The 16,479-nt window shown below is 66.0% G+C and carries 14 protein-coding genes and 1 pseudogene; 2 read left to right on the top strand and 13 right to left on the bottom strand.

Going from position 1 to position 16,479, the window contains the following annotated elements; translation table 11 throughout:
* Positions 1 to 5: 5 nt before the first annotated feature.
* The 7 genes and pseudogenes from SMN802W_RS16905 to SMN802W_RS0110900 all read right to left on the bottom strand — a co-directional run bounded on the left by SMN802W_RS16905 (position 6) and on the right by SMN802W_RS0110900 (position 9,683).
* Positions 6 to 1,882, bottom strand: a pseudogene (locus tag SMN802W_RS16905) (hydantoinase B/oxoprolinase family protein).
* A 10-nt stretch (positions 1,883 to 1,892) separates the two neighbouring features.
* Entirely contained in the window at positions 1,893 to 3,977 is a 2,085-nt protein-coding gene (locus tag SMN802W_RS0110925; RefSeq protein ID WP_019516947.1) for a hydantoinase/oxoprolinase family protein, read from the bottom strand.
* An 11-nt stretch (positions 3,978 to 3,988) separates the two neighbouring features.
* Positions 3,989 to 5,008, bottom strand: a complete 1,020-nt coding sequence (locus tag SMN802W_RS0110920) for a zinc-binding dehydrogenase (protein ID WP_019516946.1) — start codon at positions 5,006 to 5,008, stop codon at positions 3,989 to 3,991.
* Complete coding sequence (locus SMN802W_RS0110915) at positions 5,005 to 6,627, bottom strand: FAD-binding oxidoreductase (RefSeq protein ID WP_156818846.1); 1,623 nt, start codon at positions 6,625 to 6,627, stop codon at positions 5,005 to 5,007. Before SMN802W_RS0110915 ends, SMN802W_RS0110920 begins: the two co-directional genes overlap by 4 nt.
* A gap of 82 nt (positions 6,628 to 6,709) precedes the next feature.
* Positions 6,710 to 8,113 (bottom strand): FAD-dependent oxidoreductase, encoded by a 1,404-nt coding sequence (locus SMN802W_RS16900; RefSeq protein WP_019516944.1) that lies wholly within the window; start codon positions 8,111 to 8,113, stop codon positions 6,710 to 6,712.
* Positions 8,110 to 8,469, bottom strand: coding sequence for a hypothetical protein (locus SMN802W_RS0110905; RefSeq protein WP_019516943.1), 360 nt, complete (start codon positions 8,467 to 8,469; stop codon positions 8,110 to 8,112). The genes SMN802W_RS16900 and SMN802W_RS0110905 overlap by 4 nt, the downstream gene beginning before the upstream one ends.
* On the bottom strand, positions 8,469 to 9,683 hold the full coding sequence (locus SMN802W_RS0110900; protein ID WP_026326018.1) for a class I SAM-dependent methyltransferase: 1,215 nt from the start codon (positions 9,681 to 9,683) through the stop codon (positions 8,469 to 8,471). Before SMN802W_RS0110900 ends, SMN802W_RS0110905 begins: the two co-directional genes overlap by 1 nt.
* 83 nt (positions 9,684 to 9,766) lie before the next feature.
* On the opposite strand from SMN802W_RS0110900, the gene SMN802W_RS0110895 reads away from it, so the two are divergent.
* Together SMN802W_RS0110895 and SMN802W_RS0110890 are read left to right on the top strand one after the other, a co-directional pair.
* Positions 9,767 to 10,081 carry a hypothetical protein gene (locus SMN802W_RS0110895; RefSeq protein ID WP_019516941.1) on the top strand — a complete coding sequence of 105 codons (315 nt, stop codon included), beginning with the start codon at positions 9,767 to 9,769 and terminating at the stop codon, positions 10,079 to 10,081.
* On the top strand, positions 10,078 to 10,914 hold the full coding sequence (locus tag SMN802W_RS0110890) for an SDR family NAD(P)-dependent oxidoreductase (protein WP_019516940.1): 837 nt from the start codon (positions 10,078 to 10,080) through the stop codon (positions 10,912 to 10,914). The genes SMN802W_RS0110895 and SMN802W_RS0110890 overlap by 4 nt, the downstream gene beginning before the upstream one ends.
* A gap of 24 nt (positions 10,915 to 10,938) precedes the next feature.
* On the opposite strand, the gene SMN802W_RS0110885 is transcribed toward SMN802W_RS0110890, so the two are convergent.
* The 6 genes from SMN802W_RS0110885 to SMN802W_RS16885 form a co-directional block, all read right to left on the bottom strand.
* Entirely contained in the window at positions 10,939 to 12,297 is a 1,359-nt protein-coding gene (locus SMN802W_RS0110885) for an MmgE/PrpD family protein (RefSeq protein WP_019516939.1), read from the bottom strand.
* Positions 12,297 to 13,313, bottom strand: coding sequence for a zinc-dependent alcohol dehydrogenase family protein (locus SMN802W_RS0110880; protein WP_026326017.1), 1,017 nt, complete (start codon positions 13,311 to 13,313; stop codon positions 12,297 to 12,299). The genes SMN802W_RS0110885 and SMN802W_RS0110880 overlap by 1 nt, the downstream gene beginning before the upstream one ends.
* Positions 13,314 to 13,431: 118 nt before the next feature.
* Positions 13,432 to 14,199 (bottom strand): GntR family transcriptional regulator, encoded by a 768-nt coding sequence (locus tag SMN802W_RS16895; protein WP_202951019.1) that lies wholly within the window; start codon positions 14,197 to 14,199, stop codon positions 13,432 to 13,434.
* A 184-nt stretch (positions 14,200 to 14,383) separates the two neighbouring features.
* Entirely contained in the window at positions 14,384 to 14,965 is a 582-nt protein-coding gene (locus SMN802W_RS0110870; protein WP_019516936.1) for a hydrolase, read from the bottom strand.
* 15 nt (positions 14,966 to 14,980) lie between these two features.
* Positions 14,981 to 16,123 (bottom strand): class I SAM-dependent methyltransferase, encoded by a 1,143-nt coding sequence (locus SMN802W_RS16890; protein WP_019516935.1) that lies wholly within the window; start codon positions 16,121 to 16,123, stop codon positions 14,981 to 14,983.
* Between the two features lie 11 nt (positions 16,124 to 16,134).
* Positions 16,135 to 16,473 (bottom strand): hypothetical protein, encoded by a 339-nt coding sequence (locus tag SMN802W_RS16885; protein WP_019516934.1) that lies wholly within the window; start codon positions 16,471 to 16,473, stop codon positions 16,135 to 16,137.
* Positions 16,474 to 16,479 lie beyond the last annotated feature (6 nt).

The following is a 16,479-nucleotide window of genomic DNA, read 5'->3' as shown; positions in this document are numbered from 1 at the left end:
CCGGCTTACTCAGCCGCCTCGGCGAGCGGCTCCCACAAACGCTGGCGAGGTGCGGGCAGGCCGGTGTCGCGCTCGCATTGTGTGCGCAGCGTCTCAATGTCGGGGCCGAAGTCGAACACCTGCGTGTCGCCACGGTCGGCGCGCATCTGCGCCCGGAGCGCTTCGGTCGCGGCCTGGTTCACCTGGCCATCATCGGCGATCACGACGCCATAATCTGCGGCACCCGTCGCGGTGACGAGGCCCTGCCTGATCTCCTTCTCGACGATCGCCGGATCGCGGTCGAGCGGATCGCCCCAGCCGCCCCGCCCCAGGTGATGAAGTGGAGCACGTCGTCGACCTCAACCTCGACGTCCTCGACCTTGTTGCCGACGATGCGCTGCGTGCCATCGGGCTTTGCGATGATCTTGCGTGCGCGGGCGCCGGGCTGGCCGCCGTTGACGCCCCATGGCGGCACGAACCAGCGGTCGTCATGGATCGCGATCTTGCCGGCTTCGAGGAAGCGGTACGACATGATGATGCCGTTGCCGCCGCGGTGCAGCCCCGCGCCGCCCGAATCTGCCACGGTCTCGTAGCGTTCGATCACCAGCGGGAAGTACCGCTCGAGGAACTCGTTCGGCACGTTGGTGAAGTTGGGAAACAGCGAGTGGCCGTCGGGTCCGTCACCCAGTGGCCGTCCGGGAATGCCGCCGAAGCCGATCTGGAACAGCTGGAAATATTCGCCGGTCTTGTCGAAGCCCGAATAGAACAGGTGCGGCGATGACGAGAAGCCAGCCGCTGTCAGGAACTCGGGCGTCTTCTGGCCGAGCAACCCGCCGAGGATGTCGAACATGCGGCCGAGCGCGTGGGTGCGGCCCGACAATGCGGCGGGGAAGCGCGGCTTCAGCAACGACCCTTCCGGGATCCGGACATCGATCAGGTCGTAATAGCCGTCGTTGAACAGGATTTGCGGGTCAAACACCATGATCATGTAGATGCCGAAAAACATCCGCATCATGTTTTCGTTGAGGAAGAAGTTGATCGAGGCGACCGATTGCGGATCGGTCCCGTCGAAATCGAGCACGACGCGCCCGTTCTCGCGCCACATTGTGCAACGGATTTTGTACGGGCCGTAACCCATGCCGTCGTCGCAGATGTAATCCTCAAAGCTGACTTTTTCCTCGCCGATTGCGTTGGCGATCAACTGGCCCATCGCGCGGTGGTTGCGTGCCAGCAGTTCCTCGCACGCCGAGACGAATACGTCGTCGCCGAAGCGCTCAGCCATTTCGACCACACGGCGCGCGGCGACGCGGCACGACGCGATCAGCGCGTTCAGGTCGGCCTTGCACCAGTCGGGCGTGCGCACCTGATGCATGATCAGGCGGACCACATCCTCGTTGTAGACGCCTTGCTTATAGAGCTTGACCGGCGGGATGCGCACGCCTTCCTGGAAGATCGAGGTGGCGTCGATCGGCATCGATCCCGCGACCATGCCGCCGATGTCGGACTGGTGCCCGAACATTGAGGTGTAAGCGATCAGGCGTCCGTCCTTGAACACCGGCATCAGCACCAGCCAGTCGTTGCAGTGGCTGACCGCGCCGCCGACCGAATAAGGATCGGACAGCATGATCAGGTCGCCTTCCTCGACCGTACCCGAGAAGCCGTCGAGGAACGGTCCGATGTAGGAGCCGAACTGGCCGACGATCATGCGCCCCTGATGGTCGGCGATCAGCGGAAAGGCGTCGCCCTGTTCGCGGATGCCGGGCGACATCGCGGTGCGCACCAGCGTCGCGTCCATCTCGACCCGCGCGTTGCGCAGCGCATTCTCGATGATGTCCAGGGTGACAGGGTCGATCGCCTTTGTCTCGAAAGGCGTCTCGTTCGACTGGATGATCCGTGCACGCATCTGCTGATCCTTACGCGTCGTTCGAAGAGGAAGCGGGGCTTGAGGCGGCGGCGAGGGTGATGAGAATGTTGCCGACCGCGTCGATGGTCGCGATGCAATCCGCCTCGACCAGGGTAGTCGAGTCCATCTCGATGACGATCGCGGGGCCGTGCACGACGTCGTTCGCCTTCAGCCTTGCGCGGTCGTAGATGACCGCCGGCTGCATGCGGCCGTTCATGTACAATTCGTGGTCGCGCAGCTTCGCGTCGCTGGGGTCGCCATTGCCGACCGGCAGCTTGGCGGCGGGCAGGTCTAGCGCCTGTCCCAGCGCGACCGCGCGCAGGTTCACGATCTCATGCTCGCTATCCATGTTGAAGGTGAACAGGCGGCGATGTTCATCATCGAAGCGGCGGGTGAGCGCTACGATGCCTTCATCCTCCAGTTCGGCGAGCGTCACGTCCATCGGCACCTCGAACGCCTGCCCCGAGTAGCGCACGTCGACCTCGAACCCGATCGTGATCTGATCGGCGGCGACGCCTTCGGCCTCCAGCTCGCCGCGGATCTGCTGCTCCATCTCGCGCAGCAGCTGGCTCACCGCCTCGCCGCTGGTGCGTGACGCGACCGTGGAGAAGGAACGCGCGGTTTCGGTCCGCATCCGCGTGGTCGCATCGCCCAGCGCGCACAGCACACCGGGGCTGACCGGCGACACGGCCGGCCAGCTGCCCATCAATCGCGCGACCGCGTTGACGTGGAGCGGGCCTGCGCCACCGAAGCCCATCAGCGCGAAATCGCGCGGGTCGTAGCCCTGCTGGACCGAGATCATGCGCAGCGCGCCGAACATGTTCTCGTTGACGATGTCGATGATGCCGCGCGCGGCGGCATACAGGTCGATCTTGAGCGCGTCCGCGATCGTCTGCACGGCGCGGATCGATCCGGCGCGGTCGAGCTTGAACGTGCCGCCCAGCAGCGCCTCGGGCAGATAGCCGAGCACGACATTGGCGTCGGTTACGGTCGGCAGCGTGCCGCCCTTGCCGTAGGCGACGGGGCCGGGAACCGCACCGGCCGATTGCGGGCCGACGCGCAGCGCGCCGGTCAGCTCGGGCACATAGGCGATCGAGCCGCCGCCCGCGCCGACCGTTTTCACGTCCAGCGCGGATGCGCGCACCGCCAAGTGGCCGACCTCGGTCGTGCGGACCCGGCGCGCCTCCAAATTCTCGATCAACGCGACGTCGGTGGACGTGCCACCGACATCCAGCGTTAGGATGTTCTTCATGCCAGCGTTCTTGCCGACCCAGATCGCGCCGGTGACGCCGCCGGCCGGACCCGACATCAGCAGCGAGACGGGGTGCTCCTCCGACTTTTCCGACGTCATCAGCCCGCCGTCGGAGCGCAGCAGCGACAGCTTGCCCGCCATGCCGACGCCACGCAGCTTGTCGCGCAGGTTGCGGACGTAGCGGCCGACAACCGGGCGCACCGCCGCGTTCGCGACCGTGGTCAGCGTGCGCTCATATTCCTGCATCTCCGGCAGCACGACGTGGCTGAGCGAAAACGGGATACCGGGCAGGATTTCCGCCGCCAGTTCGCCGACGCGGCGTTCGTGCGCGCCGTTCAGATAGGCGTTCATCAGCGACACGGTCAGCGCCTCAACGCCTTGCGCCTTCAGCCGTTCGAGCTGCGCGCGAATGTCTGCATCGTCGATCGGGCGCAGCTCGGCGCCACGCGCGTCCATCCGTCCCTTGATCTCGAACGTGTCCTCCAGCGCGGCGAGCGGCTGTGGCTTGGGCCAGACGATCCAGCCGGCGAGCCCGCCTGGCACGAAGCTACGTGCGATCTGCATGATCTGGCGGTAGCCCTCGGTCACGATCAGGCCGACGCGCGCGCCCTTGCCCTCAAGCACGGCGTTCGTCGCGACGGTGGTGCCGTGCAGGAAGATATCGATGTCTGCAGGCGAGATGTTCGCCTTCTCGCAGATCGCATCGAGTCCGTGCACGATGCCTTCGGAACTGTCGTGCGGCGTGGACGGCGTCTTGTGCCGCCAAAATGCGCCGGTGCTTTCCTCGAACAGGAGGAAATCGGTAAAGGTGCCGCCGACGTCGACGCCAAGACGATAGGCCATTGATGCTCCTGTCACGATTGCGCGGTGCGAAGGTCGACGATGACCTTGCCCATTGATTGTCCGGAAATCAGGCGTTCGACCGCGTCGTAGACCGCGTCGAGCCCAACGAATGACTGTTCGTCGAACGTCACCTTGAGCGTGCCGTCCTTGTACATCGCGAACACCTGCTCGCGCGCGGACGGCCAGTATTTCGTCAACAGGCCGTTCATGAACCCGCGCACCGATGCGCCCTTGTAGTAGAGCTTGTGCGCGATGCGGGGCTGGGTGACGATCTCGGGCCGGCCTTCAAGATCGGCGGCCGCGCCGCCGACGACGACGCGCCCGTGTGGTGCCACGTTGTCAAGGAAAGCGTCAAAGATCTCGCCGCTGACGGTGTCGATCGCGACGTCGAGCTTGTCGGGGTATTCGGCCGCCAGCACCTTGGGCACCGACTCCGTCCGGTAGTCGATCACGCGGTGCGCACCGAGCGACTGGACGAACGCCTTCTTCTTCTCGCCGCCGCAGACGGCCACGACGTGGCATTTGCGCGCGACCGCCAACTGGACGATCAGGTGACCGAGCCCGCCTGCGGCCGCGGAGACAGCAACCGTCTCCCCGTCCTGAACCGCGCCGATATGCTGCAGTGCCATCGCGGCCGACACGCCGGTGGAGGCAAGCGCCAGCCACTCGGGTGCGGTGTCGGGCACCTTTACGAAATAGTCGGCAGGAGCGATGTTCCATTGCCGGTAGCCGCCGGGAAAGCGGGTCGTGACCACCGCGTCGCCGGGCGCAAAGCCGGAAACGCCGTCACCCACCGCTTCTACCTGCCCAAGCGCCTCGACCCCGGTCAGCGTCGGCAGCGCGATCGAGACGTAATCGACCGCGTTGCGCGCGATCTGCGTGTCGAAGATGCCGTTGACGCCGGCGTACATGTTGCGGACAAGCAGCTCGCCCGGTCGAGGCTGACGCAGGTCCAGGTCGACGATCCGCGCGCCCTCGCGGAACGTGTCGGCAAAGCGCTGCAGCTGGACGGCGCCATAGGTGCCGCTCATGCAGCGTTCTCGCCGACCGGGAAGCCGAGTACGCCTGGGTTCAGGATGCCGCGCGGATCGGCCACCGCCTTTACCGCATCGAGCAGCGCGCGCGATCCGGGGTCGCGACTCTCGCGATAAGGATAGGTCCGTCCGATCTGGAAATGTCCGGTGCCATAGCGCGCGAAGATCGCGAACAACTCCTTTCGGAGCTCGACCACAAGCGCGGTGCCGTCGGGATTGCTGCCACGCTTCGTCAGGCGCGACAGGTGCGACGGCTCGACTGCCGATTCGTGCACCTTGCGCCAGCCTTGCGGCCAGAAGAATACCGGTTCGAGCACGATCGCGTTCGATGCCATCGTCGAGAACAAGAAACCGGTATGGATTTCCGCCGCCTCCATCTCGGCCCGGCGACGCTCGTAGACCTCGTAGATTTCGGCCAGAATGGCGGGCGCAGTCGACAGCGAGCAGACGCAGTGGACGGGCACCCACGCTTCTCCGGTCGGCCCGAGCATCGAGTTGAGCGGCGGGAACGGCATCGCGCGGATCACCTTGGCGATGGTGTTCTCGATTTCCGAACCACCCGCGGCAATGCAGATGCGACGTGCCTCGGCCATGTCGGCATCGACCGCGCCTTTTGAGCGTCCTTCGCAGGCGAAATGCAGCGGATAGTCGGTTGGCGCGACGAAGTTGCGGCCGCCGACCGCGATCTTCGCGGCGGCGAGCAGCCCCTTGCCGAACGACTTTTCCTTGGCGACGACGGCGCCGAGCGTCTTGATATCGCCGGCGAGCGAGGCGCGCTTCAGTCGGATCGTCGTCAAGCCCGGATCGAAGGCGCAGGTTTCCGCCGCGACGCCGCTGCGCGCGATCTCCGCCATCGCGTTCAACAGCGCGGCGCCGGTCGGGAACGAGAAGGAGGCGGTATCCTCGAACTTCGGCGCCGTGATCAGCCGCAGCGTCACCTCCGCCTTCACGCCAAGCGTACCGCAGTCACCGCAGAACAGGCCTGTCAGGTCGGGTCCGAAATGCCGGTAATGCGGTGTGTCGCCGCCCGGTCCGCGCGCGCCGGTGCGGACCACCTCGCCGGTGGCGAGAACCACCTTCAATGCGACCACGCTTTCGCTCGACGTGCCGTACTGGCCGGCACCGAACATCGCGTTCAGCTGCGATATGCCGCCGCCGATCGTTGAGGAGAGGCCCGACATCGGCCCCCAGAACGGCAGCCGCAATCCATGCTTCGACACTTCGTCGTTGACGGCGGTCCAGGTCGCGCCGGCCTCCACCGTGATCGTCATGTCTTCGCGACTGAGGCGGACGATGCGGTTCATGCGACGCATGTCGAACGAGACGGTGCGGTCGTGCGCAGGCACGTATCCGCCGGTGTAGCTCATCCCGGCGCCGCGCGGCGCGATTGAGTAGCCGGCCTCACCCGTCGCCCGAACCGCGGCGGCGAGTTCCTCGGTCGAGCCCGGCGCGACGATCAGCGCGACGGTCGAGGAAACGGGCGTCCAGACGTCCTCGCTGTGCAGCTCGCGGACGGTCAGGTCGTCGTGGACGTGTGCGCTACCAACGATCGTGGAAAGCGTTTCATGCAGGCCGGCGGCGTCCGATAATGGCGCGCATCGTACTTCCAACTCCATCAGCCCGTATCCGTTGGTCGTTATATGTTATATAACTATGACATATAAATCTGGACTGGCAAGCACTGTCTGTTGCGAAGTTTCAGCTTTCGACGCTTTGTTCCGTGCGCCCGGCTGCGAGCGCTGCCGCGGCGCGCCCTGAGATCCAGCCGAGCGTCACCGCGGTGGTGAGGCCCATCGCAGGCAGATAGCCCCACGACGACGGCCCGGACACCGAGCGCGCCGATCCGCCGCCGGCAAACAGGTTGGGGAGGCGGCTGCCGTCGGGGCGCAGCACGCGTGCCTCTGCATCGACCTGCAAGCCGCCTTGCGTGTGATAAAGCGCACCGATCACACGCAAGGCGCGGAACGGCGCGGACGGCGGCTGCGTGCCGGTCCAGTCGCGGCCGAGCGGATCGGGCGCACTCCCGGCACCCGCCCCCTGCGCACGCTTGATCGCATCCGTGAGCATCGACGGATCGGCGCCGATCAGCGCGGCGAGCGCCTCCGGCGTGTCGGCCGATTTGGCGGCGTGCAGCTCGATCAAGGTCGCAAGCTCGGGGATCGCGGCGCAGCGTTGCTCGATCGCCGCATCGTAGATGACCCAGCCGATGCCGTCCGGTTGCTCGGTGAGCGGATGGACCATGCCGGCGATGTCGGCAGTCTCGTCGGTGAAGCGCGCGCCGTGCGCGTTGACGATCAATCCGCCTTCCAGCAGCACCGGCGGGGGTACCGAGATGCCCTGCGGGTCGGTCAGCATCGCATAGCCCTGGTACGATCCCATGTCGCCCAGCGCCGCGCCCAGCTTCTCGCCCAGCGTGATCGCATCGCCTTCGCTGCCCTCATGGCCGTTGTAGCGGAGAGCCCGTGTCTCGGGCGCGTAGCGGTCGGTCATTGCGCGGTTCGCGCCATAGCCGCCGCACGCAAGGATCAGCGTCTCGCACCCGACGCGCTCGATTGCGCCATCGGGTCGTTCCAGTGCGACGCCGCGCACCCGGCCATCGGCGTCCGCGACGATCTCCACCAGTCGGGTGTCGAACAGCACGTCGACGCCGGCATCGGCCATGCGGGCGTGGAGCAGTTGCACCATGTCCAGGCCGCTATGACCCGGCCAGCCGTGAAGCCGCGGCCGCGTGTTGCCGTAAGAGGCACGAAATCGTGTTTCCAGCTCCCAGGGCAAAGCGTGGCGGTCGATCAACCATTCGAGCGCGGGTGCACTGTTGATCGCGAGCGTGCGGGCGATGACCGGATCGGTCTTGCCACGCGCTTTTGCCATGATGTCGTCGAAGAAGGTGGCGGCATCGTCCGCGACGCCGTGCGCCGCCTGGCTGCGTGTGCCGGCCGCACAGACCAACCCCTGCGACATGCCGGTCGAGCCGCCGGGGCGATCATCGCGCTCGACCACCAGCACGCCGACGCCGGCGTCGGCGGCCGCGAGCGCGGCGACCGACCCGCAGGCACCGGCGCCGGCGACCAGCACCGGCACCGTCCAGTCGAAGTCGCTCAATCCGCTCCCCCGAGTTCGACCGCCACGTCCTCGGACGCGATATCGCCGACCGCCTTGTTGGCCTCGTTCCGCTGCTGGATGATGCGCAGCACGCGCGCGATATATTCCTGCGTTGCGAGCGATCGTTCCACGGCGACGTGTGGTGCAGGGTTGAAGGTCTCGATCTCCTCGCGCCGGAGCACACCCTTGTCCTCGAGCAGTCGTTCCAGCGTGTCGACGCGCTGGCGGCTGACCGACACTTCCTGGACCAGCGCCATGGTGATGGCGAGCACGGTCTCGATCTCGGTATCGAGGAAGAACGGGCGCTTGCCCGCGGGTTTGGCGCCAGCCTCGGCGATGGCGTCGGCGATGCTCATCAGACGCGCGCCCCGATCACGTGCCAAGCGGCCTTGCGCCCGTAATCCTCGGTGTCGTCGTCGGCGGCATCGGGGAACAGGTCCTTGTCGACCACCGCGGTGACACCACCGTGGATCAGCTGTTCCCTGGTAAAGCCGGCCTCGACCATCGCGCCGTCGAGGTCGAGCTCGTGCATTCGGCTCCAGAACGGCTCGTTGTTGTAGAAGGCGTCCCAGTCACGCATCACCTGCTCGAACAGCGGCATGGTCGGCGCATATTGCGGTTGTTCGACGTGCAGCACGATCCCGCCCGGCTTCAGCAGGCGTCGTGTCTCGCGCAGGATGTTCGCCAGCGACGTTGTCGACAGCTCGTGCAGGAACATCGTCGTCTGGATCCAGTCGAAGCTCTGGTCCGGGAAGCGCGACAGGTCTTCTCCCGACGCCTGCACGAAGCGCACGTTGTCGACCCCGAGCGACTTCGCGCGGGCGAGGCCGTAGCGCAGCATCGGCGCGCCGAGATCGACGATCGTCATCTCCGCATCCGGCCATGCCTGCGCGATCGGCAGGCTGGAATGACCAACGGTGCCGCCGATCTCCAAAATCTTGTGCGGCGTGAAGTCGGGAAGGTTGCGCTTGACCCATTTGACCACCGCATGGCCGCCGCCGTCGGCGTACTTGCCGAGCAGCCCGGCGGTGGTGACGAAGTTACCGTGGTCGTAATTGGCACCGTTGGTGACATCGCCGACGAAGGCTTCCTGATGATAGCTGCCGGGCATGCAATGATGGTCGACCGCCGAGACGTAGCGCGGCATCGCCAGCGTTGGGTCGAGTTCCAGCCGATCGTCGCCCTCGGTCAGCGCCGCCGCGCGCTCGGCCAGTTCCTCGCGCTGGCGGATCGTCGTCCAACGGCCGGCCTGCTGGCGCTGCTCCATCGTCATGCGGCGAATCGCGGACCAGAAACGGAAGGCGGGATGCCCCAGCATCGCCTTGCGCGCCTCATGCCGGTCGGCGAGCGCCGCGCCGGTTTTCTTCTCGAACGCGGGCGCGACTTCCCGGTCGAACGCGTCCTTCACGCCCGGAACGATGCGAGTCGAAAGGTGCCGGTTCATCTGCGCGAGGAAATTGACGCGTTCGATTTCGTCATGACCCATCGTCGGGAAAACGCCGTGACGGCCGATCACCCGGTAGTCGGGCGGGCCTTCGTAGCTTGCAGAAGGAGTGTTGCTGCTTGCCATCGCCGTTTCTCGCTTCCCAGTTTTGATATAACTCTATAACAATATGCCATCGACCAACCCAATCGCAATGGGGGAATTGCGCCGTGACCCGTATTATTGTTCTGCTGAACCTGAAGCCTGGCAAGAGCGCTGAGGACTACGAGCGCTGGGCGGTCACCACCGACCTGCCGACGGTGAACGCTCTGGGCTCGGTCGCCTCGTTCGAGGTGTTCGCAGCGACCGGCACGCTGGGCGGCGGGGCGAGTCCCTTTCAGTATATCGAGATCATCGACGTCGCCGACATGGACGCGTTCGGGCGGGAAACCGGAACCGATGCGATGGGCCGAATCGCGGCGGAGTTCCAGGAATGGGCCGATCCCGTGTTCATCGTCACGCGCAAGCTCGAGGACAAGGCGTGAGCGGTCGGCTGTCCGGCAAGACGGCGGTCATCACCGGATCGGGGCGAAAAGCTGGACTTGGTGAGGCGATCGCGCTGCAACTCGCATCCGAGGGTGCGAACATTGTCCTGTCGGACGTCGGCTCGTCACGTGACGCAGCGACGCCGGATGCGATGATCGGGCAAGCGCGCGAGATGGACGAGATCGCGGCGACGATCACCGCGATGGGGGTGCGATGTTCGGCGCAGGCGTGCGACGTGCGCCGGCGTGACGAGGTGCAGGCGCTGGCCGATCATGCGATGGATACGCACGGCAGCCTCGACATCTGGGTCAACAATGCCGGCATCGGTTACATCGTCAAGCCGTTGCTGGATGTGAGCGAGGAAGAATGGAACGCCGTGATCGGCGTCAATCTGACCGGTGCGTTCTGGGGCGTGCAGGCCGCGGCGCAGCGGATGGTCCGGCAGGGACGCGGCGGGCGCATCGTCAACATCGCCAGCCAGGCGGCGAAAAGCGGCTTTCCCAATATGCAGGCCTATACCGCGTCAAAGCACGGGCTGGTCGGATTGGTAAGGTCCGCCGCGACGGAACTCGGCGAGCACGGCATCACCGTCAACAACGTCTGCCCCAACCACGTGACGACCGGACTAGGCGCGTGGCAGAACGAGTATTTTGCCAAGCGGCAGGGCAAGTCAATCGACCAATATATGCAGGACATGGCCGCGCGCATTCCGATGGGACGCCCGGGCTTGCCGCGCGACACCGCCGCGGCAGTCGCGTTTCTGTGTTCGGACGAGGCCGGCTACATCACCGCCGAATCGCTCAACGTGTCGGGCGGCGAGGAACCGCACTGATTGTCCACGCGCAGGCGGCGGCGCTTACCCCTCCAGCACGCAGGTCAGCGCAGCCGCCACGTCGTCCTCTTGCGCCAGATCGGAGATCAGCGCGATCAGCGGCGCGTGCGCCGCCGCCAGGCCGCCGAAGGTCAGGCACGCCGAAGCCTTTTCCAGGTGCTGCTCTCGGCTGAGCGGCCAATCGGGCGATCCGAACTGCCGCGAGACGGCATGAGTCAAGGTGCGTCCATCCAACAGTGTCGCGGTGCCGACCGCGGGCACGAAGGCGGCGAGATCGGTATTGTCATCGACTTCGACATGGATGCGATCGGCCAGCGCAAGCAGTGCCGGATCGCTCAACCGCTCCGGCGTGAAGTCGCCGAGCCCGATCGTTCCGCGTGACAGCACCACCGCGCCGATCCATGCGAAGCATAGCCGTGCATAGGCGACGCTCATCCCGGCGTAGGGCCGACGCCCTACCAGCCGGTGGATGAGCGGCGGTGCGCGGTAGACGAAGCGCGCGAGTTGATCGGGCGTGAGCCCGTTCTCCGCCACCAACAGCCGCAGCGCCAGGATCGCGCCATGCGCCGCGCGGCCGGTCGGGAACGGTTTCCAGCTCACTTCCTCGATCCGGCGGACCTCGCCCAGCCGGTCGAGCAACGGCGGCAGGTCGACGTCGTTCTCGAACAGCGCGCAATAGCCGAACGGCCCTTCGATCGCGCCGCTCGGGCCCTCAAGTCCTGCAATCGCCAGATCGACCGCCTCAACAGCGGACCGGGCCGCGGCGGCAACCTGGACCGCCAGCGTCGGCATTCCCTCGACATGCGCCTGCATCGTTCCGCTGGCGAAGGCGAGACCGTAGCCGAGCGCATGTGTGGTCACCTCGGGCGACAGTCGACGCTGGCGGCACAGCGCGGCGATCGAGCCGAAGATGCCCGCGGTTGCCGGACGGAAGAACTTGAGCGGTCCGCGTGCGGCCACCCCCAGACTCGCGATCACATCGACCCCGCCGACGATCGCCGACAGGAAGTCCGTGCCCGCAACCGGAGCGCGGCAGGCGTCGGCGAGCAGGACCGCGGCGACGCTCGCCATCGGATGCGCGACCGCGGGTTCGTGCACGCAGTCATATTCCTGCGCGTGGATCTGGAATGCATTGACGAACGCGGCGTGCGGCGCGGTCAGGCGTGCGCCGGCGCGACCCAGCACCACGCCGCTGCCGCCGTCACCGCTCCATCCACGGGCAGCGGCGAAGATCGCATCCGCGTTTGGTGCGTTCCGCCCGGCAATCCCGACCGCAAGCGTGTCGTGCAGGAAGGCGAGCGTTGCCGTTTGCGTGCCGGGCGGAAGGTCGGCCCACTCGGTTGCAAGCGCGTGATCGGCCAGCCGCCGCGACGCCGGCAGCATCAGAACTGGATCATCACCTTGCCGACGTGATCGGCGGAGGCGAGATGCGCGTAGGCGTCGGCGGCCTCGGCAAAGGCGAAGGTCTTCGCGACGACCGGCTCGATGTTGTTCGCCTCGACCGCGCGCAGCAGCCGCGCGAGCATCTCACGGCTGCCCTCTGCGATACCGCGCAGCGTGAGGTTCTTGCCGATGATGGTGCCGTAATTAGGCAGGCCTTCGCCCGATTGACCCGCGGTCACGCCGATAATGACGATCCGTCCGTTGACCGCGGCAGCGGCGAGCGACTGGCTGAGCGTCGCGGGGCCACCGGTCTCGACGATGATGTCGGCGCCGGCGTTGTTCGTCGCCTTCATCAGCTCCGCCGCCCAGTCGGCGTGGGTACGATAGTTGATCGTGATGTCCGCGCCCAGTTCGCGTGCGCGTGCCAGCTTCTCGTCGCTGGACGAGGTCGTCGCGACACGCGCACCATTCGCCTTCGCAATCTGCAACGCGAAGGTCGATACGCCACCGGTACCGAGCGTAAGAACCACATCGCCCGCCTTGACACGGCCGACCTCAACCACCGCGTTCCACGCGGTCAGCGCGGCGGAGGGAAGGGCGGCGACCTGGCGGTCGGAAAGTCCAGCCGGCACGCGGACCAGCGCGGCGGCGGGCACGGCGACACGCTCGGCCAGCCAGCCGTCATGCGTCACGCCCAAGTCGTGGCCGAACGCGTGATAGCCGAAGTCACCACTCGTCCAGTTGACAAAGTGTGGCGCGATGACCCGGTCGCCGGGCGCGAACCCGCTGACGCCCTCCCCGACGGCGACGATCTCACCCACACCTTCGGACACCGGGATGCGGTCTGCGGGCTTTTTCGCGCCGTAGCTGCCACGGATGATCTGAAGATCGCGATTGTTGAGGCTGACGAGACGCGGCGCGAGGATGACTTGTCCAAAGGCGGGTTCCGGATCGGGCCGGGTCGTCTCGCGCAGTGCCTGGACGCCGTCCTGCTCGCCGATCACAAATGCCTTCACGCCCGTGCTCCTGCCCGTTGGTTGCGCGACGCCGACTTGCGACCCCGCGTCTAGTTCCAATTGTATTGTGTATATACCAAAAGCGTGAGGGGCAAAGACTTTGTGCGGCGAATCGCGTTCAGGCTCCGCTATGGGCGAGGACCGGGACCGCCGCTATGCTGAGATGCTGCAGGTCGAGGCGGATCGTGAACTTGTCCGCGCGGTAATGCGCGAAGGTGAGCAGGAACGGATGGCGGGCGCCGTTATATACCGTGCGGCTGATCCGCAGCAGTGCGGCGCGGGGTTCGATGTCGAGCGCTTGCGAGATGGTCGGGTCGGATTGCGTCGCGCTGATCGTCTGCTCGGCCTGCTCGGCCTTGTAGCCGCCTTCTTCCAGCACCTTCAGGATCGGCGCTTTCGCGAGTGCATCGGCAGTGACGATGCCGGCGAGCGCTGCGGGCACGTAGCTGACGATATAGCCGAGCGGCACGCCATCGATGCTGCGCGTCCGGATCGCGCGTACGACCTCCTGGTTCAGCCCGACGCCGAGCGCGCTCGCCACGGTCGGGGAGGGCATTTCGGCCGCGACCTCGATCACCTTGACGGTGGTGCGTCGCCCGAATGCCAAGAGCGAATCGACCGCCTGATCGATGTTCGCCTCCATCGCCTTGGCGGGCGATTGGAAGATCACGCGCGTGCCCAGTCGCCGCTTGCGCTCGACGAAGTGCTGCTGGCTCAATTCGGTCAACACGCGTCGCGCGGTGATGCGCGACACGTCGAATTGCTCGGAAAGCTCCTGCTCGGTCGGCAACGCGCTGCCGAACGGGCGCTCTCCGCTCAGGATCTGATCGCGCAGTTGCAGAAAGATCTGGTGATAGATCGGCACGGCGGCATTGCGGTCGATCAAGCTGCATCCACTCCGTTCGCGCATCTCCCAAGGAGTGCCGTCGCAGTGGGTAGTCCAGTTTTTGGCGCAACCGTCAAGAGAGTAGCCGGCCCTAAGGCGTTGGTAGGACTAATGCTTTGACAGTCGATTCGATCGCGGACAGACAGAGCCGTTGCGGCTGAGTCACGTCACAGGGTTGGGTGGCTCATCCCGCAAGTTCGGCGATGATCGTGGCCGTGTCGGTGACGAGCCCCAGGCGCGGAAAGATGTTGGCGAAGGCGAAATCGTGCATCTCTGACGAAAAGCTGCTGGTCGCGTCTTCGGCGAACAGGATCGAATAACCGTGCTCCCACGCCGATCGCGCGGTTGATTCGACTCCCATGTTGGTGACGATGCCCGCCAGCACGATCTGGTCGATGCCGTGGCGGCGCAATTGCAGATCAAGGTCGGTGCCGTAGAAAGCGCCCCATTGGTGTTTGCGGACGTGCAGGTCGCCTGGCTGCGCACCAAGTTCGGGTACGATCGCCGTGAATGCGTCCGGGTCGGCCGGCGCGGGGATCGGCGCGGCGTGGCGCTGACGCGGAGCGTCGGCCATGTCGGCGGCCCAGCCTACGGTTACGAGTACGACAGGGCGACCGTTGTTGCGAAAGGCGTTTGCCAAATCTGCCGCGCGGTGGACGACCTCGGATGCCGTATGCGGCTTCGTCTCTCGCGCGCAGATGCCGGCCTGGAGGTCGATCAGGACAAGCGCTGCGTGGTCGGAAAGGTTGGAGCTGGTCGTGGTCACGGGGCACGGTCCTTTTCAGTTCGTCGCCTTGCGCGCGCCAGCAAGGAAGTAGCGTCCGCCGCTGGTGCGCGTTTCTTCTGCGCGATAGCCTGCCTGCACGATCAGGCTGGGCGCGAAGAGGCGGAACATGGTGTCGCGCGCGAAGCCCGCGCGGGCGAACTCGTCTTCCAGCACCATCGCGTAATAGCCGTCCATGAACGGTTCGGCATTGCAGCGGATGTCCCAGTCACGCAGCGATTGTGCGTAAGCGTCGAGCTCGTCGAATTGCGGTGCATCGGAATGGAACATGATGCCGCCGGGGCGCAGCAAGCGGTGACATTCGGCGAAGATGGCGCGCGCGGCCTCCTCGCATGTCTCGTGGAGCAGAATGCGCGAGAAGACGAGGTCGAAGCTGGCATCGGCATAGCCGGTATGCTCGGCATTGCGCTCGCTGAACGTCACTTCCACTCCAAGCGAGGAAGCGCGCGCCGCACCGTAGGCGAGGCAGGGGCCGGACACGTCGATGCCGACGACCTCGGCCGCCGGATACGCCTGTTTGAACGGCAGCAGGGTGTGTCCGACGGTGCACCCAAGCTCAAGGATGCGGCGCGGCGCGAAATTGGGGAACGCCGTTTTCAGCATGGCGGCGATGCTATGTCCGACATCGTCGACCAGCGGACCCATGGCCGCAACGCGGTGGACCGCCAGCGCACGGTCGTAGGTCGCGCCGGCGGCGAGCGGGTGGCTGCCGGTGCTATCGTCGTAGCCACCGGCCATGTTGTGCGGCTCCGCCTGTACGTAGCGCGGAAAGGGCAGCGACGCATCGAGCTCCAGCACCGCGTGCCCGTTTCCGAGAGCCCTGGCGCGGGCGCTTAATTCGTCGGCTTGTTGGTCGACGATCGCGCGCGACGCGTCGAACGCTTGGCGCTGAGCGGTCGTGCGCGCGACATACCAGGCGCGATTGGCGGGATAGCCGAGCATCGCGGTCGCGATCTCGTGACGGTCGGGCGATCGATGCAGGACATCGCGAAGCTGCGGCTCGACCGAAGTCTCGTAATGACGGCGAAAGCCTGGCCGCACGTCGGTTTCAAGGAATGTCTGCAATTCGCCCCAATAGGCTTCGCGGACCGCATCGTCGAAGCGGGGTCGGATCATCATGTCGTGCGGCATCGTCTGCATCGCAGGCTCCTTTATCGATCACGCAGCGCGCCGAAGACGCGTTGGATGAAGCCGTGCCGTCGCGCCTTCAAATCGCGCGCCTCATCCGGTGTTGGCACGAATTTATCGATCTCGCCGGTCGTGAACAGCCCGCGTCGTGCCGCCAGTCGCTCGATCGTCTCCAGCCGGTCGCGCAGCACGACGACCTCCGCGGACAAGGCCGTCGCGACGGCCAGCGCGCGGTCGGCCACGGTTGATCCGATTTCCTCCACCATCACCTCGCCCGTTGCGATGTGCGCGATCCGCGCTGATGAACAATGATGTCGCATCGCAGCGCGGCGGCGACCATTGCCATTATGGTATTTATGCATGACAAA

The sequence above is a fragment of the Sphingomonas sp. Mn802worker genome (assembly GCF_000382485.1).
Lineage (GTDB): Bacteria > Pseudomonadota > Alphaproteobacteria > Sphingomonadales > Sphingomonadaceae > Sphingomonas.
This window is presented reverse-complemented; position numbering and strand designations above follow the sequence as displayed.